This is a genomic window from Methylobacterium sp. WL7 (assembly GCF_008040085.1).
GTDB classification, from domain to species: domain Bacteria; phylum Pseudomonadota; class Alphaproteobacteria; order Rhizobiales; family Beijerinckiaceae; genus Methylobacterium; species Methylobacterium mesophilicum.
On the sequence record NZ_VRVG01000091.1, the window covers coordinates 1 to 22,217 of the forward strand.

Genomic DNA, 22,217 nt, shown 5'->3' on the forward strand with positions numbered 1-22,217 from the left:
GCCCCTCCACCACCCGCGCCGTCGGCTCCCCGCCCGACGGCGGTCCCGGGCACGCGCGAGATGGTCACCCTGCGCCTCGACAGCGCCGTGCTGGCCCATTTCCAGAAGGACGGCCCGGGCTGGCAGGACCGCGTCAACGAGGCGCTGAAGACCCTCGTTCCCGCTGACGACGCGTAGAGCGGATCGGGACTTCCCGGTTCGATGGCGGGTTCCTCGAAGGCGCCGGGGGTTCGCGGCCGCTTGCGCGCGCCGTCGATTCCATCCGAGCCGGCCGACCGCTTATGACGGGGTCCGTGGGCTGTGCTCGTCCCCCGAAGGTCTTGGCGTGCGGTGTTGCGCTGATACGCCGGGCCGGCCTCATGGTGCCCGCGTCCACGTGGCAGTTTACGGTGAACCGGCTTCAGATTGGGTAGCGAGCGGCCTCGCGCATCGTGCCGGTTGTCGGACCACCAGGACAGAGCGGGATCTTGGCCTGGTTCCGATCAGCGCCCTGCCGACCCGATCCCCGGATTCGGGGTCTTCCGGTTCGCCGCTCCGGGCAGAGGATGCGGCGCGCTCGGGACCTTCCTCTCCCTGACCAAAAACGGGACATTCCCGAAAGTCGGGGCCGAAGGTAATGGCAGAGGGCGAACACGCGATCCGGTTGGCAAGCAGTTGCCCACATATGCTTCTGCGGAAGGTGCGGGTCCCAGCCCTTTCAAGGTGTTTGCCGTGGTGGTCTGCATATGACCGTCCCGCTTGGCCTGCGACCCCTGTCCCATGTAGAGGCCGTTCTGAAGACAGCCCGTCATCCCGGGGCCGCGAAGCTGAACCCTGGATCAAGAACCATTGTTGGATCAATGACTTGCGCTGCCTGCGGATCTGGATCCCGGGCGCGCCTGCGGCGCCCCGGGATGACAGAGTGGGGGCTGAAGCGTCTGCGGAAATTTGCCATCCTGACGAGTGATTGGCGCATACCGTCGGACCTAGCCTGCGTCTCTGAGCCGGACCGTTACCCTCGCGGCTCGATCGCCGTCATCGTTTGCCCGAACGTTGGCGACAGCACGCGGCCGAGAATGCGGCCGAGTTGATCGGCCGAGTATGGCTTGTGGATCAGCTCGAAGCCGTGCAGCCCGTCCTGGGCCAGGACATGGCTGTAGCCGGTCGCGAGCAGCACCGGGAGTTTCGGCATCCGGCGCTGGAGCAGCCGCGCCAGCGCGATGCCGCCCATGCCGGGCATCACCACGTCGGAGAACACTGCGTCGTATCCGGCGCCGTCCGGGCCGAGCTTCTCGATCGCATCCTCGGCGTTCGCCGCCCAGGTCGCCCGGTAGCCGATATCCTCCAGGATCTGGGTGGCGAAGCGCCCGACCTCGACGTTGTCCTCGACGATCAGGACGTGCTGGCCGCCGCCCGACGGGAAACCCTCGCGGAGATACGGCACCGCAAGGTCCTCCGGTGCCACGATGTCGATCTCCGGCAGGTAAAGCGTGAAGGTCGTGCCACCTCCGACGACGCTGTGGACCTCGACGTCGCCGCCGGATTGCTTGGCGAAGCCGAACACTTGGCTGAGCCCCAGTCCGGTGCCCTTGCCCACTTCCTTGGTGGTGTAGAACGGCTCGAAGATACGGCTGAGCATGTCCGGTGCGATGCCGGTGCCGGTATCGGTGAGCGACACCGCCGCGAACGGACCCAGGGCGGCCGCGTGGCCGCGGATCGGCGGCAGGGCGCTCGCACAGGTCAGCCGAAGCGTGAGCGTACCTGCGCCGTCCATGGCGTCGCGGGCGTTGACCGCCATGTTGACCAGGGCGGTCTCGAACTGGCTGAGATCGGCTTTCACGTAGCAGGGTTCGGCCGGCAGTTCGGTGCGCACCTGGATGCGCGCACCCGTCAGGGTGTCGAGCATGTCGGCGACGCCGCGCAGGCGCTCGCCGACTTCGAACGCCTCGGGCTTGAGCGTCTGGCGCCGGGCGAAGGCCAATAGCTGGCTCGTCAGCTTCGTGGCGCGGTCGACCGTGTCGGACACGGCATCCATGTAGCGGTCGCGCCGGTCGGCCGGCAGGTCGGGACGGCGTAGGAAATCCACCGACGAGCGGATGATGGTCAGCAGGTTGTTGAAGTCGTGGGCGACGCCGCCGGTGAGCTGGCCGACCGCCTCCAGCTTCTGCGACTGGCGCAGCGCCTCCTCCGCCCGGCGCAGCGCGTCGGCCTGCTCGTGCTGTGCGGTGGTATGCCGGCCGGTGCCATAGATCTGCCCGTCCTCGAACGCCCCCGTCCAGGCGAAGCGGCGATAACTCCCGTCCGCGTGCCGCAGACGGGACTCGAACGGGACGCTCACGGGAGCCGTCACGATGCCGGCCAAGGCAGCGTGGGCCGCAGCGAGGTCGTCCGGGTGGATGAAGGCGAAGACCTTCTGCCCGACGAGATCGACTGCGCCCCAGCCGAGCAGGGTCGTCCAGGCGGCATTCACGGCCGCCACGACGCCATCGGCATCCGCCATCACGAGCAGATCCGGAGAGAGCCGCCACGCCCGGTCGAGGGCGCGGGCGCGTTCCGCCACCCGGACCTCCAGCGTCTGATTGAGGTCCTGCAGGGCGATCCGGGCCTGGTCCGCGTTGCGGCGGGCCTCCAGAAGGTCACGCTCGTAGCGGCGGCGGTCCGAGGCATCGAACACCGTGATCCGGATGAAGCGGATGGCGCCCGCGTCGTCCCGGCGGACGACCGCGTTGGCGATGACCGGCAACGCCGTGCCGTCGCTCCGCACGAGATCGAACGCCACCTCCTTGAACGATCCCTGCAGGCGCAGAACCGGGGCGAAATGGGTCTCGTAGTAGACCTTGCCCGCAATGGTCAGCAGGTCGAGGAACCTGCGTCCGACGAGATCCGCGGCCTGATAGCCCAGCCAATCGGCCAGCGTCCGGTTGACCCGTGAGAACCGCCCGTCCGGCAGGGCCGAGGCGTAGCCGCACGGGGCGTTCTCGAAGAGGTCTTCGAGGTCGTCGACGGCCGGCCCGGAAGCGCAGTGCGGCGCGTCGCCCTCAACCGCCAAGGACGAAGGCCTCGATCGCCGCGATGGTCTCCTCCGGGGCGCTCAGGTTCGGGCAATGTCCCGACGCCTCGAAATGGACCAGCGTGCTGTTCGGTAGCTTGTGATGGACGTACGCGCCGACCTGCTGCGGCGCGACGATGTCGTCCGAGCACTGGATGACGAGGCAGCGGGCGGTGACGCCATCCAGGTCGGCCCGGTTGTCCGACAGGAAGGTGGTCCGGGCGAAGCGCTTGGCGATCTCGGGATCCGTGCGGCAGAAGCTGTTGGTCAGTTCCTGCCCGAGTTCCGGCCGGTCGGGGTTGCCCATGATCGCCGGGGCCATCGCGTGCGACCATCCCATGTGGTTGCTGTCGAGGAAGTCGAGCAGTTCCTCCACCTGCGCCTGGCTGAAACCGCCGACGTAATCGCCGTCGTCGACGTAGCGCGGCGACGGGCAGACCAGGACGAGGCTGTCGAACAGGTCCGGCGCCCGCTTCCAGGCAAGGATGCCGATCATCGCGCTCACCGAATGGCCGACGAACACGCCGCCCTTCACGCCGAGCGCGCGCGACAGCGCCACGACGTCGTCGGCGTAGCCCGCCAGGGTTGCGTATTTCGCCGGGTCGTAGGCCGACAGGTCCGACCCGCCGGCGCCGACATGGTCGAACAGGACAGTCCGGAACCGGTCCTCGAACGCGGGCGCCACGAAGCGCCACATGTTCTGGTCGCAGCCGAACCCGTGGGCGAAGACCATGGCGGTCTCGCCGGATCCCGCGACCCGCACATTGTGACGTTGGAGGACCGACACGTCCGCTCCCTTCGATCGCGTTCCGGTCTAAGGCCGTTTCCGATCGCGAAGCAATCCGGAGGGTCACTGAGCCCGTCATGGAACGCTCGGTTCGACGCGGCGAGCATCGCTCACGGCGGCGAGCACCCCGCGCCCTCGGATAAGCCTGGGCGCTGTCCTGGGACTGGCGGCCGTCTCGGCTGTGCGCCGAGGCCTGCGCGTTGTCCCGAACCTCAGGAGCCGCTGTCCCGGTCGATCCTTCCGCTGCACTGGCTCCCCGGCCACGTGCCTGCGATCCGCGCATCACCGGCTCAGGATCCCGCGCGGCCGCCGCAGCCGACGACCGCGCGGGGTAGCGGAGTGCGTCAGCGGATTCCGCCGCTGGCGGTGATCACCTCGCCGGTCAACCAGCGGGCGTCGTCGGAGGCCAGGAACGTGACCACGCCGGCGATGTCGTCCGGACGTCCGGCGCGGCCGAGCGGCGTCTGGGCGATGAAGCCGGCCTCCATCTCGGAGCCGACGATGCCGGCCGTGTGCGTGCCCTCGGTCACCACGAAGCCCGGGCTGACCACGTTCACGCGTATCCGGCGGGGCGCCAGCTCGTTGGCCAGGACGCCTGAGATCGCGTTCAGCGCACCCTTGGTCCCGGCATAGGCCGCGGCGGCGGGTGTGTGCACGTGGGTGATGGCCGACGAGATGTTGATGATGCTCGCGCCCTCGCCGAGATGCGGCGCGGCGGCCTGGCTGGTCAACAGGACGCCCAGCACGTTGACGTCGAACAGCCGGCGGTAATGCGCCTCCGTGATCTCCTCCAGCGTCGCGAATTCGTAGACGCCGGAATTGTTGACCAGCACGTCGAGCCGGCCGAACTGTTCCACGGCCGCCGCGATCAGGCCCTGCGCCTGCCCAGCCTTGGACACGTCGCCCTGCACCGCGACGGCCTTGCCGCCCTCCGCGGTGATGGCCGCGGCCACGGCCTCGGCATCCGCCCGGCTGCTCGCATAATTGACCACGACCGCGGCGCCCTCCCGCGCCAGCGCCTTGGCGATCCCGGCTCCGATGCCCTTCGATGCGCCGGTGACCACGGCGACCTTGCCCTCGAGCTTCGACATGTGTGCTAACCTCGACCCGGGACCGGCGCCGGTATGGCCACCTCAGTCCCATAGTTCGGAAATTCGGAACTAACGAGGCGCGGATCAAGACCCCACATGCGAAAATCATGAGGCCGCTGTTTCACCCCGCCATCGAGGACATCCAACCGGAGGCGATCCTCCACGCCCTGTCCGATCCGAACCGGGCGGCGATCTTCGCGCGGATCATGCGGACGGGTTGCGTCGAGGCCTGCTCGGCCGTCTCCGCGCTGGGCGATCGGGTCATCCCGAAATCGTCGCTGTCCACGCACTTCAAGGTGCTGCGCGAGGCCGGCCTGATCCGGAGCGAGCGCCACGGGGTGGAGATGCGCAACCACTCGCGCTGCGCCGAGGTGGAGGCGCGGTTTCCGGGCCTGCTGGCGGCGATCATCAACGCCTACGCGTCGGACGCCTGCAAACACGCGCGCGGGCCCGACGCGTAACGTTCGGCATCAAAGACCGCCGACCCGGCCGCGCCGCCCGTCCGGGTCGGTCCGTAGACAAGATCCCCTCCCCCAGACGGCCAGCAACGGCCGAGGCTCGCCGCAGCCTCATTGCCGGCTCACGCACACGTTTGTTCGCCGCGCCGACGGCAACCCGAGCGCATGGCGCAACATATGTTTGTCTATCGCGCCGACTTAAGCGCGGCAATTGGCTGCAAAACTAACATCGTTTGGTTTCTGCTCTTCAAGATGGTCATTGGCGGCGCAAAAAGCGCATCCTGATCGCAAGAAATACTGAACCGATCCCGCCAAACGCGGTTGATCGGATAGCGCGGCGGGATACCCCGACGGTATCGAGCCCGCACCAGTTTGCGCGCCTAAAGCCGGCGCCCATCATCAGCGCGAGGAGCAAACCGCATGTACTACCTCGACAAGCGCCTCCAATACCCGGTCAAGGTCGATAGCCCGGACCCGATCTACGCACGGATGCTTCAGCAGGCGATCGGCGGGATCGAAGGCGAGATCCGAGTCTGTATGCAGTATTTCTTCCAGGCGTGGGGCAATCGCGCGCCGACCACGAAGTATCGCGACATGCTGCTCAACACCGCCACGGAGGAGCTGGGCCATATCGAGATGCTCGCCACCGCGGTGGCGATGAACCTCGAGACCGCCCCGACCAAGGTGCAGGAGGCGGGCGCCGCCGACGCGATCGTCGGCGCCGTGATGGGCGGCGAGAACCCGCGCCACGTCGCCGAGGGCATGCTGCACAAGACCCTGCTGTCCGCCGGCATGGCGGCTTTCCCGGGCAATTCCGACGGCCTGCCCTTCGACATGAGCCACGTCTACGCCAGCGGCAACATCGCCGCCGACATGTACTGCAACGTCGCCGCCGAGAGCACCGGCCGGGTGCTGGCCGTGCGGCTGTACAACGCGACCAACGATCCCGGCATGCGCGACATGTGGAGCTTCCTCATCGCCCGGGACACGATGCACCAGCAGCAATGGCTGGCGGTGATCGAGGAGCTGGGCGGCCATGCCGGCACCCTGCCGATCCCGAACTCCTTCCCGCAGGAGAAGGAGAACCAGAAGTTCAGCTACAACTACTTCTCGTCCTCGGCCGACGGCTCGCCGCCGCCCGAAGGCCGCTGGACCCAGGGCCCGTCCCTCGACGGCAAGGGCGAATACAGCATCGTCCAGAACCAGCCGATGGGTCAGGAGCCGGTGCTCGGCCCGGCACGGCCCGACAGCGCCGCCCAGTCCCAGCAGATCGGCTGATCGCTCAGCTCCCCAGGGCCGGGGCGCGGAGTCCGGCCCCGGGGCACAATCAGGGCCTGCGGACAGAAAAACTCCGGAGTTCCGGCCGGTCCGACGACGATCGGACGACGAACAGAAGCGGGAAGAACGCCCCCATGAAGGCACTGGTCTGGCACGGCACGCGTGACGTCCGCTGCGACACGGTCCCGGACCCCGAGATTGAGGACGGGCGCGATGCGATCATCAAGGTGACGAGCTGCGCGATCTGCGGCTCGGACCTGCACCTCTACGACCACTTCATGCCGGGCATGAAGTCGGGCGACATCCTGGGCCACGAAGCCATGGGTGAAGTCGTCGAGGTCGGCAAGGACAACAAGGCCCTGAAGGCCGGCGACAGGATCGTCGTGCCGTTCACCATCACCTGCGGCCAGTGCGACCAGTGCCGGCGGGGCAACTTTTCGGTGTGCGAGCGCTCCAACCGCAACAAGGCGCTCGGCGATACCGCGTTCGGGCACACCACCGCCGGCCTGTTCGGCTACACCCATCTCACCGGCGGCTACGCGGGCGGCCAGGCCGAGTACCTGCGCGTGCCGTATGCCGACGCGACGCACATCAAGGTGCCGGACGGCATCTCCGACGAAAAGCTCCTGTTCCTGTCCGACGTCTTCCCGACCGGGTGGCAGGGCGCGGTCCAGTGCGACATCCAGCCGACCGACACGGTGGCGATCTGGGGCTGCGGCGCCGTCGGCCAGATGGCAATCCGCTCGGCGATCCTGCTCGGCGCGAAACGCGTCATCGCGATCGACCGCGTTCCGGAGCGCCTGAGGATGGCCGAGGCCGGGGGTGCCGAGGTGATCGACTACAACACGGAATCCAACATCGTCGGCCGCCTGAACGACATGACCGACGGCAGGGGCCCGGAGAAGTGCATCGACGCCGTCGGGCTCGAAGCCCATGCCATGGGCGCGGTCGATGCGGTCTACGACCGGGCCAAGCAGGCGATGATGCTCGAGACCGACCGGGCCCACGTGCTGCGCCAGATGATCATGGTCTGCCGTCCGGCCGGCGTGCTCTCGGTCCCGGGCGTGTATGGCGGCCTGATCGACAAGTTTCCCATCGGCGCGCTGATGAACAAGGGCCTGACGGTCCGCACCGGGCAGACGCACGTCAACAGGTGGACACCGGACCTGCTGCGGCGGATCGAGGCCGGGCAGATCGATCCGTCCTTCGTCATCACCCACACCATCGGGCTGGAGGACGGCCCGGAGATGTATCGGGTGTTCCGCGACAAGCAGGACGGCTGCATCAAGGTGGTGATCCGGCCATGAGCGCCAGACAGCATTCGCAGGCGACCCGGGGTGCACCGGGGCGCGGTCCCGAGACCGGGCACGACGCGCTGGCGCGCGGGCTCGGCTGGTTCTCGATCGGCCTCGGCCTCCTGGAGCTGACGGCGCCGCGCGGCCTGTGCCGGGCACTCGGCCTGCGCGGCCGGGAATCGTTGGTGCAAGCCTACGGCGTCCGTGAGGTCGCCACCGGCGTCGCGATCCTCATGAGCCACGATCCGACGCCCTGGATCATCGGGCGCGTCGGCGGCGACGCGCTGGATCTCGCCACGCTGGCGACCGGCTTCGAAGGCGACAACCCGAAGCGCACGAACCTCGCCGCCGCGACCGCCGCCGTGGCGGGGGTGACGGTCCTCGACGTCCTATTTGCGCAAGGGCTGATCGGGCAGAAGCGCCTGTCACCCCCCGGGACCTTCGATTACGGCGACCGGAGCGGCTTCCCGCGTGGCGCCCGGAGCATGCGTGGCGCCGCCTCCGACTTCGAGCCGCCGGCGGATTTCCGCATCCCGGAGCCGCTGCGGCCGTGGTCGGGCGAGCGCGTCGGGCCGGGGAGCTGAAGCATCGTTCCGAAAGGGTGGCCGCCGGCTCGGATATGCGGCACCATGGATTAGGGCCGTTCCCGCAGGATCCGCATCACCGCCCGGTCGAGGGCCGAGAGGAACGTCGAGCGGTCGGCGCGGGAGTACGGCGCCGGACCGCCCGTGATCGTGCCGGCCTCACGCAGGGATTGCATCAGGTCGCGGGTGGCCAGCGCCATGCCGATCGAAGACTCGCTGAACGGCTTGCCGGTGAAGGCCAGGACCGTGGCGCCGGCCTTCACGCAGCGGGCGGCGAGCGGCACGTCGGCGGTGAGCACGATGCTGCCGCGCCCGGCCCGCTCCGCGATCCAGTCGTCGGCGGCGTCGAGGGCGGAACCGACGACGACGCGTACGATCCAGGGCTCGCGCGGCAGGTTGAGCACGCTGTTGGCGACGACGTAGACGGTGAGGCCGTAGCGCGCGGCCACCCGGTAGGTCTCGTCCTTCACCGGGCAGGCATCGGCATCGAGATAGATCGTCGGCCGGTTTTCCGGAGTGCTCATCGCTGGGGCACCAGCTTGGAGGTGAAGCCCGCCAGGATCAGGAGCGCCCCGAGGGCGAACTGCCAGCGCTCGATATCGCCGCCGATCGACAGCACCACCGCGCGGCCGATGACGATCAGCCCGAGCAGCGGAAAGCCGAAGCGCACGGCCATCTTGACGACAACCAAGACGGTCCGGGGTCTGGCCTGGGCTGCTGCCATCAGCGGATCGCCGCGACCTTGCGCGGGGCCGGCTCCTCGGTCACCGCGGTTCCGGCCTCGTCACCGCGCTCCAGCGTCGCCACCGACAGCGGTGCGCCGCGGCCGCGCAGGGCGTGGGCGCCGAGCGAGCGCGCCCGCACGCCCGCCGGCAGGCGCGGCAACCGGCCCAGGAGATCCTGCGAGATCAGGATGCCGACCCCGAGCGGCCGGCACAGGGCCTCGATCCGCGAGGTCACGTTCACGGCGTCGCCGAAATACGCGATCTTGTGGCGATCGACGCCGACTTCGGCGGTGACCACCGAGCCGCCATGCAGCGCGGCGCGCAGCTTCGGCACCGTGCCGAACCGGGCGGTCCACGCGGCCTTGTCGGCCTCGATCCGGTCGATGACGTCGAACACGCAGGTGACGCAGCGCGCGTCCTTCAGTCCGCGGCTCATCGGCCAGGTCACCATGGCGAGGTCGCCGATATAGTCGTCCACGGACCCGCCGTTGCGGCGCACCGGCTCGGCCAGCGTGGCGAAGACCGCGCTGAGATATTCCTGCGCGCGCAGATCGCCGTGCGCTTCCGCGAAGGCGGTCGATCCGACTACGTCGAGGAACAGGAAGATCCGCTCCTCGGCCACCGGCTTGTGATAGCGGCCGATCATGAAGTTCACGAAGATCTCGCCACCGACGAGGTCGCGCATGCGGATGACGAAGACCAGAAGGCCGGCCACCGCCAGCGCGTAGGCGAGGACGCGGGCGGTCATCCGGGTCGCCACCGCGAGTTCGTCGCCGGTCAGGCCGAAGCTCCACACGATCAGGCCGCCCAGCGCGTTGCCGGCCACGATCATCAGCACGTAGGCCAGCTCGGCCGCGATGACGTAGAGCCAGGCCGGGAGCCGCCGGATCCGGGCCTGCAACCCGGCCAGGATCAGGCCGCGGTCGAAGGCCAGCACGGTGGCGCCCATGCACAGGCCGTAGGTGAAGCCGGCGAGCGGCGCGGCGGCATCGGCGAAGATGACGTTGTAGAGCAGCCCGGCGCCGGCGGCGGCCAGGAGGATCAGCGACCAGAACATCCGGTGAGCCGGCAGCATCAGCGCGTCCCCCCCAGGGTCGGCTCGGCGGCGCCACCGCACGGGGCGCTCCAGGCCCGCGCGGGCAACCGGGCAGGCCCTCTGGCGGCCTCGTTGAGCGCGGTGTGAGACACTGGCCTAAAGTTCAACACCGGAGCGGCGACGGCCCATTGCTCATCCCCCCAAGATGGCGCGAGTAAGGCGCAGCGGGGTCCGCGGACCGGCTCGGTCGGGTCGGTCGGACGATCAGAACGAGACCCCGCGCGGCCGGAAGGGAGCGCTGCCATGTACGCCAGAAGCTTCGGGGCGACGCGCGTCTCGGTGCCGGTCATCGGCCAGGGCACGTGGCACATCGACGGCTCGGACAGGGCCGACGCCGTGCGCGCCCTGCGGGCCGGCATCGATGCCGGCATGACGCATATCGATACCGCCGAGATGTACGGCGACGCCGAGGCGATCGTGGCCGAGGCGATCGTGGATTGCCGCGAGGAGGTGTTCTTGGTCTCGAAGGTGGTCCCGGGCAACGCCACGCGCCGCGGCGTCGTGCGGGCCTGCGAGGCCTCCCTGCGGCGGCTGAGGACCGACCGGCTCGACAGCTACCTGCTGCACTGGCCCGGCCAGCATCCCCTGGCCGAGACGATCGCGGGGTTCGAAGACCTGCGCCGGGCCGGCAAGATCCTGTCCTGGGGCTTGAGCAACTTCGACGTGGACGACCTCGACCGGGTGCTGGCCATCGCCGGGCCGGACCGGATCGCCTGCAACCAGGTTCTGTACCACCTCAACGAGCGGGCGATCGAGCACGCGGTGCTGCCGTGGTGCGAGAAGCACGGCGTCGCGATGGTCGGCTACTCGCCGTTCGGCAGCGGCGAGTTCCCCGACCCCGCCAGCGCCGGCGGCCGCGTGCTCGACGGCATCGCCAGCGCCCACGGCACGACGCCCTACGCGGTGGCCCTGGCCTTCCTGACCCGGTTGCCGGCGACCTTCACGATCCCCAAGACCGGCCGGCCGGCGCGGGCGATCGAGAACGCGGGCGCCGCGGACCTGCATCTCGGCCCAGCCGAGATCGCCATGATCGACGCGCATTTCCCCCGCGGGCCGCGGCCCCGGATGCTGCCGATGCTGTGAGCGGCGGGGGTTGCGGGATTCCGTCGAGGCGTGTGGCGGGGGGCGCGGAATCGCTGTACCGCGGCCGTCACGCGCACGCCGTCCGAAAGCCCCCGACCGTCATGCTGAAACTGCTTCTGCCCTCGGCGCTCGCCCTCACGGCGGGCGTCAGCATCGTCATCCAGCAGGCGCTGAACGCGAACCTGCGCACGGCCCTCAACTCGTCGGCGCTGTCGGGCGTCGTGAGCTTCACGGCCGGGGTGGCCTGCATGATCGTCTTCGCCCTCGTGGCCCGCGACCCGATCCCGTCCGCCGGGGTTCTGGCGCGGATCCCCTGGTGGGCGTGGAGCGGCGGCATGTTCGGGGCGATCTTCATCGGCCTCGGCATCGTTCTGGTCCCGCAGCTCGGGGCCGGAACTTTTCTGGCGCTCCTGGTCACCGGCCAGATGCTGGCCTCGGTGATCTTCGACCATTATGGCTGGCTCGGCCTCGCCCAGCGGCCGATCGACCTGCCGCGGGCGCTCGGCGTCGCGCTGCTGATCGGCGGCGTGGTCTTGATCCGGCGCTGAGCCGGACCGGCTTACTCGCCGATCCCGAACAGCTTCTCGACGAAGTTTCGGTCGTCCTTCGGGGCCGCCCGGCGCGCGGGGGCCTGCTGGCGAGGCGCGGCCGGATCCCCAAAAATCTGGCCGAGGATGTCGGTCGGGCCGCTCGGCGCCGCGCTCGCCACGGAGGCCGTGGTCTCGGGCGGCGGCTTGCGCCAGCGGTTCAGGCCCGGCAGCGGAACCGGGTTCTGGCCCTTCAGCGCCTGGGTCATGTAGGTCTTCCAGATCTCCGCCGGCAGGTTGCCGCCGGTGACCTTCTTGGTCAGCTCGCCGTCGTCGTTGCCGAGCCAGATCCCGGTGACGAGGGTACCCGAGTAGCCGATGAACCAGGCGTCCCGGAAATCCTGGGTGGTGCCGGTCTTGCCCGCGAGCTCCCAGCCCGGGATGTCGGCTTTCTTGGCGGTGCCCGACACGAAGGTCTCGTGCATCATCGCGTTCATCATGCCGTCGGCGTTGGCGTCGATGACCCGGCCGAGGCCGTTGTCGGAACGCTTGTACAGCATCTTGCCGGCGGCGCTCTTCACGGAGGTGACCACGTAGGGGATCACGCCGGTGCCGCCGTTGGCGAAGGCCCCGTAGGCGCCGACCATCTCCAGCAGGGTCACCTCGGAGGTGCCGAGCGCGATCGAGCCGTTGGCCTGGAGCGGCGAGGTGATGCCGAGGCGCTGCGCCGTCTGCACCACCGTCTTCGGGCCGACCTCCTGGCCGAGCCGCACCGCCACCGTGTTGAGCGAGTGCGCCAGCGCCATGCGCAGGGTGACCGGGCCCTCGTAGCGGTGCGAGTAGTTCTCGGGCGCCCAGGTGCCGATCCGGATCGGCGCGTCGTCCTTGACGGTCTCGGGCGTCGCCCCGTGCTCCACGGCGGCGAGGTAGACGAACGGCTTGAACGAGGAGCCGGGTTGCCGCTTGGCGGTGGTCGCCCGGTTGAACTGGCTCTGCGCGTAGTCGCGCCCGCCGATCAGCGCACGGATCGCCCCATCGGGCCGCATCGAGACCAGGGCGCCCTGGCCGACGTTGAACCGCGTGCCCTTGGCGTTCAGCTCGTCGGTGAGCGCCTTCTCGGCGAGCCCCTGCAGGCCGGTGTCGACGGTGGTCTGGACCGTGATGTCGGTGTCGAACTTGCCGACGTAATCATCGAGCACGTCCATCACGAGGTCGGCGACGTAGTTGGCCGAGCCGCCGCCGCGTGCGTTGGCGGGCCGGGCCGGCTGGGCGAGCGCCACCTTGGCGTCCTGCGCCGGGACGAAGCCGAGTTCCTGCATGGCGGCCAGCACCTGGGCGGCGCGGGCCTGGGCGGCGGGCAGGTTGCGGTTGGGGGCGAGCCGCGAGGGCGCCTGGACGAGGCCGCCGAGCATCGCGGCCTGGGCCAGCGACACCTCCTTGGCGGGCTTGCCGAAGTAGCGCTGCGCCGCGGCCTCGACGCCGTAGGCGCCGGCGCCGAAATAGACCCGGTTCAGGTACAGTTCGAGGATCTCGTCCTTGCTGTACTTGTGCTCCAGCCACAGGGCGAGGATCGCCTCCTGGATCTTTCGCGAGGCCGAGCGCTCGGGGGTCAGGAACAGGTTCTTGGCGAGCTGCTGGGTCAGCGTCGAGCCGCCCTGCGCGACGCCGCGGCGCGTCAGGTTCTGGCCGATCGCCCGGAGGATGCCGACCGGGTCGACGCCGAAGTGCTGGTAGAACCGCCGGTCCTCGATCGCCACGAAGGCGCGGGGCAGGTAGGGCGGCAGCTCCTTGATCGAGACCACCCGGCCGCCGGTCTCACCCCGGTTGGCCAGCAGCGAGCCGTCGCTCGCCAGGATGGCGATGTTGGGCGGGCGCTTGGGCACCGCGAGCTGGTCGATCGGCGGCAGCTGCGAGGCATGGTAGGCGATGAGGCCGGCGACGCCGATCACCGCCCACAGGCCGAGCACCACGCTGCCATAGGCGATCCGGCTGAGCCACGAGCGCCGGCGCCGGCCGGACTTCTTTTGGGTCCGGCGTGGCGCCGTCTTGGCCGGAGCCCGCGCCGTCTCGTCCGCTCGCTTGCCCACGCGTTCCCCTGTCCCGGCCCGGTCTTCCCGGGACAGGCGCAGGTCGAGTTCGCCGCGATCCCGGACGCGCCCTTCGGGCACGTCGAAATTCGGCTCCATCCTGCCCCGACCCTTGGCCATGCATCCCGTCTTCGAACGATCCGAAACCAGCGCGCGCGTGCGTTGCGGCGTAGCCCGGTTACGGCACGCTAAATGCGGCGGTTTAAGGGGTCGTTAGCGTTCCGTTCAGCAACCCGCCCCCGGGGCGCGGGTGCTCCGTTGTCTTCAACCGGCCGCCGTCGGATCCTGGCCCAGCACCCGCCGGGCCTCGGCGAGGAGCACCGGGTGCCGGACCGATTGCGGGCCGGAATCCGGCGTCTCGCGGCCGAGACGGGCGATGCGCGCCGTGAACAGCTTCCGGCGCAGGCCGAACCGGCCGATGCTGGCCGTGAGCGCCAGCAAGACGACCCGCACGGCCTCGGTGCGCTCCCGCTCGTGCACGATCTCGGTCTTCAGTGCCTCCTCGCGCCGCAGGGCCGCGTCGAGTTCGAGCCGGACGGCGGCCCGGCTCGCCTCGTCCCGGCGCGCGGTCTCCAGCTGGATCCGGCATTCCTGCAGCGCGCTGAGGATCATGAGCTCCTGCGCCGACGCATCCCGCATTGAGTCCTCCCGGCGCACCGTCGCCCGGTAATCAACCCGGCACGCGCCCGATCCTTGTCATGAAAATTCGGCCCCGACCTGCGAAGGCGTCGAAGGGCGGACCGTCGGTGAGGCTCGCCTTACCGATGCGGGGCGCCGGCTGGAAGGCACCGCCCCGCGATATCGAGGCCGCGACCGTCGGCCAAGCCGGGATCGACGCCGTGCGTTGCAGGATTGCCGTGGCCCGGTTGTGTCAGGGTCGGTTCTATCCTGACGAGGCCGCAGCGGCGGCGCATCGACCGGCATGACACAAACGCGTATCGAGTTTTAGCCAGGGATAGCAGTCTCCGCGCGCTATCGGGCCTGTTAACCGCCCTGCCGCATTGTTCACTCCGCGCGCCCGGGAGTCGCGGGCCGGGACCGGAGGGAAGGTGCGATGACGGAGGATCGCCGCGGGGCATTCCGCAAGAACGCCTTCACGTTCGGTACCCTGCTGCTCGCCTGCGGCGAAGTCGGCTGCCTCGTCTGGGACGCAACCGAGACCGGCGCGCAGATCGAGGTCGAGGACGACCAGGCCGTGCCGGACCGCTTCCCGCTCCGTTTGACGGACGGGGCCGATCCGCGGCCGGCCGCCGTGGCGTGGCGCCGCAGCCGCCGGATCGGCATCGCGTTCGAGGGGTGAGCCGCCGGCCTCACGTGGCCGCAATGGACCGGCGCGAGCGCGGCCCATCCGCCAGCCGGAACCAGGCCGGGCGCACGAACAGCAGGGCGAGCGGCGTGTTCCGCACCAGCCGCTCCAGCGCCAGCGGCACCAGCAGCGCCGCCGCCATCACGATCAGCCCCGCGAGCCCAATATCGCTCACGAGGCCGGTGCGGACCAGGATCTCCCGGGTCGCGGCCATGGGCAGCGAGAAGGCGAGATAGATCACGATCGAGCGCTGCCCGCAGGTCCGGAGAGCTTCGGCGACGACGCCCCCCGCCCGCTCGATCAGCGCGGCCACGACCACGATCGCCAGGGCGCCGGCCGCCCCGAGGACGAGGCTCACGAGGGGCAGGCTGGCGAGGGTGGGATAGGCCGGATCGCCGGCGGGCGTCAGTGCCAGCCATCCCTCCACGACGGCCCAGGCGGCGAGGCCGCACAGCGCGGAGCCGACATGCCGACGGGCCGCGTCGGCCAGGGCGAAGATCCGGCCGGCGAACAGGTAGCCCGCCACGAAGTAGACGTAGCGGCCGCAGAACTCCTCGACGAGGGTCGCGTCGCTCCGGATGTCGGCGACCTGCAGCAGGGCGGCACCGGCCAGCAGCAGCGCCCCCGGGCAACGGCGCAAGGCCTTGGTCACCACGGAAAAAACCGCCAGCAGGTAGACGAACCACAGGCTCGAATAGGGCTCGACCAACGCGTGGGCGAGGTGGGCGGCGAACGCGCCCGGCCCGGCCTCCCCGACGATGCCGCCGTAGCGGGCCGCCGACTGGATCACCAGCCAGAGCCCGTAGAAATACGCGAAGTGCAGGACCCGGCGGTCGGCGAACAGGCGCCAGTCCCGGTCGATCACCCGACCCAGGAACAAGCCGGACAGCAGGAAGAAATCCGGGATCCGGAACGGCTTGGCGAAGGCCACCACCGGGTGCAGGAACCCCTCGCCGCCAAGGGCCGTGCCGGTGCCGATGACGGAATGCATCATCACCACCAGGAGGATGCAGATCCCCTTGGCGATATCGACCCAGGCCAGCCGGCCGTCCGCGTCCCCTACCCCGCCCATCGATCAGCTCCCAGACCGGGGCCAATGTGGATCGACAAGGTTGACAGGCTTGCCGGCCGTGGGGCGGAACCTGCGGATGTCCTGAGCGCCGGGTAAACGGCGGCCTCAATCCCGGCGCTTGCCCGCGCGGCGGTCGCGGGTCATCCGCGTGGCGGCGTGGAAATCGTCGGGCTTGCCGCGGATCCAGGCCAGGAACCGCGCGATCTCGGGATCGTCCCGCAGCGCGTCCACGTCGGCGAGCCGCCGGGCGATCTCGGCCTCGCTGTAGCGGGCATGGATCGCCGAATGGCAGATCTGGTGCAGCCGCACCGTGCCCTGGTGGGTGCCGCCCTTCAGCTTCGGGGTCAGGTGGTGCAGGCTGGAGCGGGCGCGGGGCGGGATCGGCCGACCGCAGAGCGGGCAGACCGGATCCGCCCGGGCAACCGCTCCGGGCATCTCCGGATCGTCGGCATTCCAGCGCCGGGAGCGGCGTCCGACCAAACCTTGTTTCCTCCCGCCCGCTTCAGGGCACAGCCTGATCCGCCGTCCCGCAGGCCGGCCCGACGAGCCGCCGGAACAGCGCCTCGGCCTCGCGGTCCCGGGCCCCGAAGATCGACACGTGGTCCCCCGGCACCAGCGCGAACTGCGCCCGGGGACCCGCCGCCGTGGCGAGCGCCCAAGCGAGCTTGGCCGGCACCACCGGGTCGTCGGCGCCCTGGACGATCAGGATCGGCGCGGACCCGCCGCGGATGCGCAGGTCCGAGCGATAGGTGTCGCGCAGGAGCCAGGACGGTGCCAGCGGGACATGCAGACGCACGGCATGGGCGAGCGAGTCGAAGGGCGCTTCAAGGTAGAGCCCGATCGCCTCGACTTGCCCGGCGATCGCGACCGCCACCGCGGTCCCCAGGGAATGGCCATGCAGCAGGATCGGCGCCCCCGGGGCCCGGGTACGCGCGGCCGCGACCGCCGCGAGCCCGTCGCGGATCAGGCCGTGCTCGCTCGGCGTGCCCGTCGAGCCCGGATAGCCGCGATAGGCCGGCGCCAGCAGGCCCCAGCCGGCCGCGCGCCACGGATCAGCCGCGAAACGGTCCGCGTGCGGCTCGGGCCGGGAGCCGTTGCCGTGGAAGCTGATCACGATGCCGCAGCCGGGACGCGGCGACCGCCACAGGGCGAACAGCCGCTCGCCGTCCTCTGTTGCTACCGTGACCGGCTCGGTCCCGGGCGGTGCCGCCTGGATGCGCACGGGTTGCCCGTTCCAGGCCGCGCCCGGGTAGATCAGCCGCCGCTGGAACAGCGCGAGGGCGACGAGCCAAGCCAGGTAGAGCACCGCCAGGGCGGCCAGCAGTAGGAGCAGGATGCGCATCGTTCCTTGAAGGTTCAAAGATGGGCATCGTAGCCAAGTTTGTTTGGCCCAGGGCGGCTTTGATGAGTGGTTGGGCGGCCCTGCCCCTACACAGGGCTCTTGGCTTTGGGCGACCGGAGCTTCTCCCGCCGGACAACACCGGCCTGTTATCCGCTCGCCTCGCCGCAGCATTGACAAACCCATCCCCGGGGCCGAGTCTTGAACCGTTCCGAGGGGGGCCCTGAAGGGGGCTGAGATTGGGCATGCTGCCCTGACCCTTGAACCTGATCCGGCTCATACCGGCGGAGGGACGGGAACCTACGGCTGCCCGCGTGCGTGCGGCCGGATCTCATCTCAGCCATCGCGTGGTCCGGAGCGCTCCAACACGAGGAGAGGCCCACGATGAACGCACCCGTTCTGCCCAAGGACGTGAAAGGCAGCCCCGAGACCGTGACCACGGGTCCGGTCACCGGATCGCGCAAGGTCTATGCGAGCCCGGCCGGCCGGTCGGACATCCGCGTGCCCTATCGCGAGATCGTCCTGTCCGATCCGAAAGAGGAGCCGGTGCGGGTCTACGATCCGTCGGGCCCCTATACCGAGACCGACGCGCGCATCGACCTCACCGCCGGCCTGCCCGGCGTGCGCGAGCCCTGGATCGCGGCGCGCGGCTACACCGCGGTCGAGCCCCGGGCGGTCAAGCCCGAGGATAACGGCTTCGCCGGCGACAAGCTCGTGGACCCCTGCCCCGCCGCCCGCACGATCCGCAAGGCCGGTCCTGGCCAGATGGTGACGCAGTACGAGTTCGCCCGCGCCGGGATCATCACCGAGGAGATGATCTACGTCGCCCACCGCGAGAACGCCTGCCGCGACGCGATGCTGGCCGGCGCCGAGGCCACCCTCGCCGACGGCCAGAGCTTCGGGGCCTCCGTGCCGCCGTTCATCACCCCCGAATTCGTGCGCGACGAGATCGCCCGCGGCCGGGCGATCATCCCGGCCAACATCAACCACACCGAGCTGGAGCCGATGGCGATCGGCCGGAATTTTCTGGTCAAGATCAACGCCAATATCGGTAACTCGGCGGTCACGTCGTCGGCCGCGTTGGAGGTGGAAAAGCTGGTCTGGTCGATCCGCTGGGGCGCCGACACGGTCATGGACCTGTCCACCGGCCGCAACATCCACAACATCCGCTCGTGGATCATCCGCAACAGCCCGGTGCCGATCGGAACCGTGCCGATCTACCAGGCGCTCGAGAAGGTCGGCGGCGATCCGCTCAAGCTCGACTGGGAAGTCTTCAAGGACACGCTGATCGAGCAGGCCGAGCAGGGCATCGACTACTTCACCATCCATGCCGGCGTGCGGCTGGCCTATGTGCCGCTGACCGCCCGGCGGGTCACCGGCATCGTCTCACGCGGCGGCTCGATCATGGCGCGCTGGTGCCTGGCCGGGCACCGGGAATCGTTCCTGTACGAGCATTTCGACGAGATCTGCGACATCATGCGGGCCTACGACGTGTCGTTCTCGCTGGGCGACGGTCTGCGCCCGGGCTCGATCGCCGACGCCAATGACGCCGCGCAGTTCGGCGAGCTGGAGACGCTGGGCGAACTGACCAAGATCGCCTGGGACAAGGGCTGCCAGGTGATGATCGAGGGCCCCGGCCACGTGCCGATGCACAAGATCAAGGTCAACATGGAGAAGCAGCTGCGGGAATGCGGCGAGGCGCCGTTCTACACCCTCGGCCCACTGACCACCGACATCGCCCCAGGCTACGACCACATCACCTCGGGCATCGGCGCCGCGATGATCGGCTGGTTCGGCACCGCGATGCTCTGCTACGTCACCCCGAAGGAGCACCTCGGGCTGCCGGACCGCGACGACGTGAAGACCGGGGTGATCACCTACAAGATCGCCGCCCACGCCGCCGACCTCGCCAAGGGCCACCCGGCCGCCCAGCTGCGCGACGACGCGCTCAGCCGCGCCCGGTTCGACTTCCGCTGGGAGGACCAGTTCAACCTGGGCCTCGATCCGGATACGGCCCGCCGCTACCACGACGAGACCCTGCCCAAGGACGCCCACAAGGTCGCGCATTTCTGCTCGATGTGCGGGCCGAAGTTCTGCTCGATGAAGATCACGCAGGACCTGCGCGCCGAGGTGCTGGCGATGGAGGAGGCCGGCGCGGTCGTGGGCGCCGCACCCGCGATGTCCAAGGCCGAGGCCGAGGCCGGCATGCGGGCAAAATCGGAAGAGTTCCTGGCCGAGGGCGGCAAGCTCTACGTCGACGCGGCCGAGTGAGGAGCCGGCACGCCCCGTCCGCTCAGGACGTGGGCGTGCCGCATCCGGCGCCGCCGCCGCGCGGCGCCGTGATCGCGATCGCCGAGTCCGGCTCGGCCCCGTAGGCATCGTAGAGCACCGCGAGCATCAGTTCGGCGGCGATGCCGACATCGGGAGGATCTCCGAGGATGACGGTGCGCGAGAAATTCGCTCCTCCGTCGGCTTGGTCATACTGAAGGGCCCGGAGGGCGGCCTGGGATTGCGCCTGGAGCCGAAAACCCGTTTTCCCGTAGGCGCCCGACGAGGCTTCGCACAGCATCGCGGTGTCGAAGGGCTGGAAGATGCACTGGACGTAGTGCATCGGCCGATCGCGCAGCGCCACGACGATGAAGCGATCGCGCGACGTTTCGACGGGTCCGCGCCGATGGATCGCGTCGAGGCGCGCCACGACCGCGCAGCGATGCTGCCGGATGAACGCCTCCCGGAGTGATAAACCTGGTCGCGCCTGCACGCTGCCCGCTGGTGCCTCGGCAGACGCCGCAACCAGGAACGCCATCGCCATTCGGGTCCAGCGCATGGATACCTCCGGACGCGTGCCGTGCCCCGTGGCGCAACAGCGGCACGGATCGCCCCACCCGCGCGGCACGCGGGACCAAGGACCGGACGAATCGCAAAATGATGCCGTTCCGGTAACGGGATCTTCATCGCGACTCGGGCTGGCCCGCAACCATCCCCTGCGCCGGGGGCGTCCGTTAACGGACGCTTAGGCGGCGGAACCGCTGAATCCCTCGATCACAGGATCGCAGGAGATCAGCCATGGATATCCGTCCGCTCAACGCGACGACGCCGGGGCCGCAGGGTCTCGAATCGCTCGCGGCGTCGGCCGCCCCGGCCGCCACCCAGGTCACCACCCCGGCGCAGGCCGCCACCGCCCCGCTGGAGCCGGCGGTCAAGCTCGACATCACCCCAACCGGCGACAAGGCGCGCTACATCCAGGATCCGGACACGAGCTCGATCGTGTTCCAGGTGGTCGATTCCCGGTCCGGCAACGTCGTCGAGCAACTGCCCAGCGAGACGGCCCTGCGCAACCGGGCCTACGACGCCGCCCGCGAATCGCACGCCGCCGCGGGGAACCTGTCCCGGATAGCTTGAGCCACCCGCTCAAGCCGAGGCAGCTTTACTGGGCGCGGTCCGACCTGCGGACATGCGGCCTTACGGAAACTGGAAAAACCCCGTTTGACGGACTCGTTGGCGGGCTGCTAGATCGCTCTCGTACACGGGCGCACGGAGCACCCGCGAGGCCCCGGCCTCGTGGGCGCGACACCACCGCGCCGGCCGTGTCCGCGGGCGTAGTTCAGTGGTAGAACGTCAGCTTCCCAAGCTGAATGTCGTCGGTTCGATCCCGATCGCCCGCTCCAACTAACTTTCCAAGACCGTTGTACGCACGTACCCCGCTTGGTTTCCCGAGGATTGGTAAAAACCTGTCTTCGCGGCCCGGTGGGTCGGCTTCAGGCTCGTTTCCGTCCGTGATTTCCGAGCCGCGAATAGCTCTGCGTCGTCGAGATCCGTGTGGGGGCTGTGGCTGACCGGATGCGGTTTCGGTCGGGCTTGCGGGCTCGGTGAGCGCCCCGGCTGTGAAAGCCGTGTCCCAGGCCTGTCCCGGTGCGCAGGCCTCGATCCGCTCGCGCCGGTCGGAGACCGATTGGGCATGGGGCCGACCCACGGACCTGCGGATCGCCTTGACCGACGCGGTGACGCTCTACCCCGGTGACACCCCAACGGTCCCGTGAGGCAGCATCGCACGATCTCGTCGGGTTCCGGTCGCCAAGCCATCGGTTCCGTCCAGGGTCGGCTCGAAATTCATACGTCAGGGCGGACCGGTCCCAGGGGACCGATCCTGTGCGACAGGCCCGCCCCGGGCTGTTCAGAACCTGACCGTGAAGGCGCCCTTTGCGGCGTGGTCCTGGGCGCGGGCGCCGATCTGGCCGGTGTAGGACAGGCCCAAGCTCGCCGCCGGGGAGAGCAGCACCGATAGGCCGGCCTCGGCGACCAGGGCGTCGCGGTCGATCGGCAGGCCCGCGCTCACGAACCGGGCGCCGGTGCCCCGGAACGCCAGAACCGCGCTCGGCACGCCGTCGCCGAAGGTGCGCCGGTACCCGGCGAGCGCGTGCACCGACACCGGCAGCGCCGCCTCCGGATCGAGCTGCGCCT

23 protein-coding genes, 1 tRNA gene and 1 riboswitch are annotated in these 22,217 nt (G+C 69.7%); of the genes, 11 read left to right on the plus strand and 13 right to left on the minus strand.

Going from position 1 to position 22,217, the window contains the following annotated elements:
- On the plus strand, positions 1 to 177 hold a 177-nt coding region (locus FV233_RS20185; RefSeq protein ID WP_187278176.1), incomplete at its 5' end, for a BrnA antitoxin family protein.
- 814 nt (positions 178 to 991) lie between these two features.
- Here the strand turns inward: FV233_RS20185 and FV233_RS20190 are convergent.
- The 3 genes from FV233_RS20190 to FV233_RS20200 all read right to left on the minus strand — a co-directional run bounded on the left by FV233_RS20190 (position 992) and on the right by FV233_RS20200 (position 4,906).
- Positions 992 to 3,028: a PAS domain S-box protein gene (locus FV233_RS20190; protein WP_147898550.1), complete on the minus strand. Its 2,037-nt coding sequence runs from the start codon at positions 3,026 to 3,028 to the stop codon at positions 992 to 994.
- Positions 3,018 to 3,815, minus strand: coding sequence for an alpha/beta hydrolase (locus FV233_RS20195; RefSeq protein ID WP_147898551.1), 798 nt, complete (start codon positions 3,813 to 3,815; stop codon positions 3,018 to 3,020). Before FV233_RS20195 ends, FV233_RS20190 begins: the two co-directional genes overlap by 11 nt.
- 344 nt (positions 3,816 to 4,159) lie before the next feature.
- Complete coding sequence (locus FV233_RS20200) at positions 4,160 to 4,906, minus strand: glucose 1-dehydrogenase (RefSeq protein ID WP_147854715.1); 747 nt, start codon at positions 4,904 to 4,906, stop codon at positions 4,160 to 4,162.
- A gap of 107 nt (positions 4,907 to 5,013) precedes the next feature.
- On the opposite strand from FV233_RS20200, the gene FV233_RS20205 reads away from it, so the two are divergent.
- The 4 genes from FV233_RS20205 (at position 5,014) to FV233_RS20220 (ending at position 8,521) form a co-directional block, all read left to right on the plus strand.
- Positions 5,014 to 5,367, plus strand: coding sequence for a helix-turn-helix domain-containing protein (locus FV233_RS20205; RefSeq protein ID WP_147854714.1), 354 nt, complete (start codon positions 5,014 to 5,016; stop codon positions 5,365 to 5,367).
- 417 nt (positions 5,368 to 5,784) lie between these two features.
- Positions 5,785 to 6,642, plus strand: coding sequence for a manganese catalase family protein (locus FV233_RS20210; protein WP_147898552.1), 858 nt, complete (start codon positions 5,785 to 5,787; stop codon positions 6,640 to 6,642).
- Between the two features lie 134 nt (positions 6,643 to 6,776).
- On the plus strand, positions 6,777 to 7,949 hold the full coding sequence (locus FV233_RS20215) for a zinc-dependent alcohol dehydrogenase (RefSeq protein ID WP_147898553.1): 1,173 nt from the start codon (positions 6,777 to 6,779) through the stop codon (positions 7,947 to 7,949).
- Positions 7,946 to 8,521, plus strand: coding sequence for a cyclase dehydrase (locus FV233_RS20220; RefSeq protein WP_147898554.1), 576 nt, complete (start codon positions 7,946 to 7,948; stop codon positions 8,519 to 8,521). Before FV233_RS20215 ends, FV233_RS20220 begins: the two co-directional genes overlap by 4 nt.
- Before the next feature lie 50 nt (positions 8,522 to 8,571).
- Here FV233_RS20220 and FV233_RS20225 read toward each other — a convergent pair whose 3' ends face one another.
- Genes FV233_RS20225 through FV233_RS20235 form a run of 3 tightly spaced genes read right to left on the minus strand, consistent with a single transcriptional unit; the run spans position 8,572 to position 10,321 of the window.
- Positions 8,572 to 9,045, minus strand: coding sequence for a YaiI/YqxD family protein (locus tag FV233_RS20225; RefSeq protein ID WP_147898555.1), 474 nt, complete (start codon positions 9,043 to 9,045; stop codon positions 8,572 to 8,574).
- A complete protein-coding gene (locus FV233_RS20230) occupies positions 9,042 to 9,245 on the minus strand; it encodes a hypothetical protein (protein ID WP_147898556.1) in 204 nt (67 codons plus the stop codon). The genes FV233_RS20225 and FV233_RS20230 overlap by 4 nt, the downstream gene beginning before the upstream one ends.
- A complete protein-coding gene (locus FV233_RS20235) occupies positions 9,245 to 10,321 on the minus strand; it encodes an adenylate/guanylate cyclase domain-containing protein (RefSeq protein ID WP_147898557.1) in 1,077 nt (358 codons plus the stop codon). Before FV233_RS20235 ends, FV233_RS20230 begins: the two co-directional genes overlap by 1 nt.
- A 264-nt stretch (positions 10,322 to 10,585) precedes the next feature.
- Between FV233_RS20235 and FV233_RS20240 the strand changes: the two genes are divergently transcribed.
- On the plus strand, positions 10,586 to 11,425 hold the full coding sequence (locus FV233_RS20240) for an aldo/keto reductase (RefSeq protein WP_147856660.1): 840 nt from the start codon (positions 10,586 to 10,588) through the stop codon (positions 11,423 to 11,425).
- A 101-nt stretch (positions 11,426 to 11,526) separates the two neighbouring features.
- A complete protein-coding gene (locus FV233_RS20245; protein WP_147856661.1) occupies positions 11,527 to 11,973 on the plus strand; it encodes a DMT family transporter in 447 nt (148 codons plus the stop codon).
- Positions 11,974 to 11,984: 11 nt separating this feature from the next.
- Here the strand turns inward: FV233_RS20245 and FV233_RS20250 are convergent, their stop codons facing one another.
- Complete coding sequence (locus FV233_RS20250; protein ID WP_147898558.1) at positions 11,985 to 14,159, minus strand: transglycosylase domain-containing protein; 2,175 nt, start codon at positions 14,157 to 14,159, stop codon at positions 11,985 to 11,987.
- A gap of 144 nt (positions 14,160 to 14,303) precedes the next feature.
- Positions 14,304 to 14,651 (minus strand): ATP-dependent helicase, encoded by a 348-nt coding sequence (locus tag FV233_RS20255; protein ID WP_246690041.1) that lies wholly within the window; start codon positions 14,649 to 14,651, stop codon positions 14,304 to 14,306.
- 442 nt (positions 14,652 to 15,093) lie between these two features.
- On the opposite strand from FV233_RS20255, the gene FV233_RS20260 reads away from it, so the two are divergent.
- Entirely contained in the window at positions 15,094 to 15,339 is a 246-nt protein-coding gene (locus FV233_RS20260) for a pilus assembly protein PilZ (RefSeq protein WP_147857463.1), read from the plus strand.
- Positions 15,340 to 15,349: 10 nt separating this feature from the next.
- On the opposite strand, the gene FV233_RS20265 is transcribed toward FV233_RS20260, so the two are convergent.
- From FV233_RS20265 to FV233_RS20275, 3 genes are all read right to left on the minus strand, one after another.
- Positions 15,350 to 16,417: an acyltransferase family protein gene (locus tag FV233_RS20265; RefSeq protein WP_147898559.1), complete on the minus strand. Its 1,068-nt coding sequence runs from the start codon at positions 16,415 to 16,417 to the stop codon at positions 15,350 to 15,352.
- 105 nt (positions 16,418 to 16,522) lie between these two features.
- Positions 16,523 to 16,897, minus strand: coding sequence for an HNH endonuclease (locus FV233_RS20270; protein ID WP_147898560.1), 375 nt, complete (start codon positions 16,895 to 16,897; stop codon positions 16,523 to 16,525).
- Positions 16,898 to 16,919: 22 nt separating this feature from the next.
- Positions 16,920 to 17,759 carry an alpha/beta hydrolase gene (locus FV233_RS20275; RefSeq protein ID WP_147898561.1) on the minus strand — a complete coding sequence of 280 codons (840 nt, stop codon included), beginning with the start codon at positions 17,757 to 17,759 and terminating at the stop codon, positions 16,920 to 16,922.
- A 201-nt stretch (positions 17,760 to 17,960) separates the two neighbouring features.
- A riboswitch (TPP riboswitch) is annotated at positions 17,961 to 18,066 on the plus strand.
- A 74-nt stretch (positions 18,067 to 18,140) separates the two neighbouring features.
- On the opposite strand from FV233_RS20275, the gene thiC reads away from it, so the two are divergent.
- Complete coding sequence (thiC, locus tag FV233_RS20280; RefSeq protein ID WP_147898562.1) at positions 18,141 to 20,027, plus strand: phosphomethylpyrimidine synthase ThiC; 1,887 nt, start codon at positions 18,141 to 18,143, stop codon at positions 20,025 to 20,027.
- Positions 20,028 to 20,049: 22 nt separating this feature from the next.
- Here thiC and FV233_RS20285 read toward each other — a convergent pair whose 3' ends face one another.
- Positions 20,050 to 20,583, minus strand: a complete 534-nt coding sequence (locus tag FV233_RS20285) for a hypothetical protein (RefSeq protein ID WP_147898563.1) — start codon at positions 20,581 to 20,583, stop codon at positions 20,050 to 20,052.
- Between the two features lie 239 nt (positions 20,584 to 20,822).
- Here FV233_RS20285 and FV233_RS20290 point away from each other — a divergent pair, with 239 nt between their 5' ends.
- Together FV233_RS20290 and FV233_RS20295 are read left to right on the plus strand one after the other, a co-directional pair.
- On the plus strand, positions 20,823 to 21,158 hold the full coding sequence (locus tag FV233_RS20290; protein ID WP_147853446.1) for a flagellar protein FlaG: 336 nt from the start codon (positions 20,823 to 20,825) through the stop codon (positions 21,156 to 21,158).
- Between the two features lie 191 nt (positions 21,159 to 21,349).
- Positions 21,350 to 21,424: transfer RNA gene (locus FV233_RS20295), tRNA-Gly, on the plus strand.
- Between the two features lie 506 nt (positions 21,425 to 21,930).
- On the opposite strand, the gene FV233_RS30485 is transcribed toward FV233_RS20295, so the two are convergent.
- A partial coding sequence (locus tag FV233_RS30485; protein ID WP_187278177.1) for an autotransporter domain-containing protein occupies positions 21,931 to 22,217 on the minus strand: 287 nt, incomplete at its 5' end.

What these genes read in the sequence shown, in the direction of transcription:
- FV233_RS20200 (WP_147854715.1), bottom strand. Translation starts at nt 4,906, where the DNA reads ATGTCGAAGCTCGAGGGCAAGGTCGCCGTGGTCACCGGCGCATCGAAG.
- FV233_RS20205 (WP_147854714.1), top strand. Translation starts at nt 5,014, where the DNA reads ATGAGGCCGCTGTTTCACCCCGCCATCGAGGACATCCAACCGGAGGCG.
- FV233_RS20210 (WP_147898552.1), top strand. Translation starts at nt 5,785, where the DNA reads ATGTACTACCTCGACAAGCGCCTCCAATACCCGGTCAAGGTCGATAGC.
- FV233_RS20215 (WP_147898553.1), top strand. Translation starts at nt 6,777, where the DNA reads ATGAAGGCACTGGTCTGGCACGGCACGCGTGACGTCCGCTGCGACACG.
- FV233_RS20220 (WP_147898554.1), top strand. Translation starts at nt 7,946, where the DNA reads ATGAGCGCCAGACAGCATTCGCAGGCGACCCGGGGTGCACCGGGGCGC.
- FV233_RS20225 (WP_147898555.1), bottom strand. Translation starts at nt 9,045, where the DNA reads ATGAGCACTCCGGAAAACCGGCCGACGATCTATCTCGATGCCGATGCC.
- FV233_RS20230 (WP_147898556.1), bottom strand. Translation starts at nt 9,245, where the DNA reads ATGGCAGCAGCCCAGGCCAGACCCCGGACCGTCTTGGTTGTCGTCAAG.
- FV233_RS20235 (WP_147898557.1), bottom strand. Translation starts at nt 10,321, where the DNA reads ATGCTGCCGGCTCACCGGATGTTCTGGTCGCTGATCCTCCTGGCCGCC.
- FV233_RS20240 (WP_147856660.1), top strand. Translation starts at nt 10,586, where the DNA reads ATGTACGCCAGAAGCTTCGGGGCGACGCGCGTCTCGGTGCCGGTCATC.
- FV233_RS20245 (WP_147856661.1), top strand. Translation starts at nt 11,527, where the DNA reads ATGCTGAAACTGCTTCTGCCCTCGGCGCTCGCCCTCACGGCGGGCGTC.
- FV233_RS20250 (WP_147898558.1), bottom strand. Translation starts at nt 14,159, where the DNA reads ATGGCCAAGGGTCGGGGCAGGATGGAGCCGAATTTCGACGTGCCCGAA.
- FV233_RS20255 (WP_246690041.1), bottom strand. Translation starts at nt 14,651, where the DNA reads ATGATCCTCAGCGCGCTGCAGGAATGCCGGATCCAGCTGGAGACCGCG.
- FV233_RS20260 (WP_147857463.1), top strand. Translation starts at nt 15,094, where the DNA reads ATGACGGAGGATCGCCGCGGGGCATTCCGCAAGAACGCCTTCACGTTC.
- FV233_RS20265 (WP_147898559.1), bottom strand. Translation starts at nt 16,417, where the DNA reads ATGGGCGGGGTAGGGGACGCGGACGGCCGGCTGGCCTGGGTCGATATC.
- FV233_RS20275 (WP_147898561.1), bottom strand. Translation starts at nt 17,759, where the DNA reads ATGCGCATCCTGCTCCTACTGCTGGCCGCCCTGGCGGTGCTCTACCTG.
- thiC (WP_147898562.1), top strand. Translation starts at nt 18,141, where the DNA reads ATGAACGCACCCGTTCTGCCCAAGGACGTGAAAGGCAGCCCCGAGACC.
- FV233_RS20285 (WP_147898563.1), bottom strand. Translation starts at nt 20,583, where the DNA reads ATGCGCTGGACCCGAATGGCGATGGCGTTCCTGGTTGCGGCGTCTGCC.
- FV233_RS20290 (WP_147853446.1), top strand. Translation starts at nt 20,823, where the DNA reads ATGGATATCCGTCCGCTCAACGCGACGACGCCGGGGCCGCAGGGTCTC.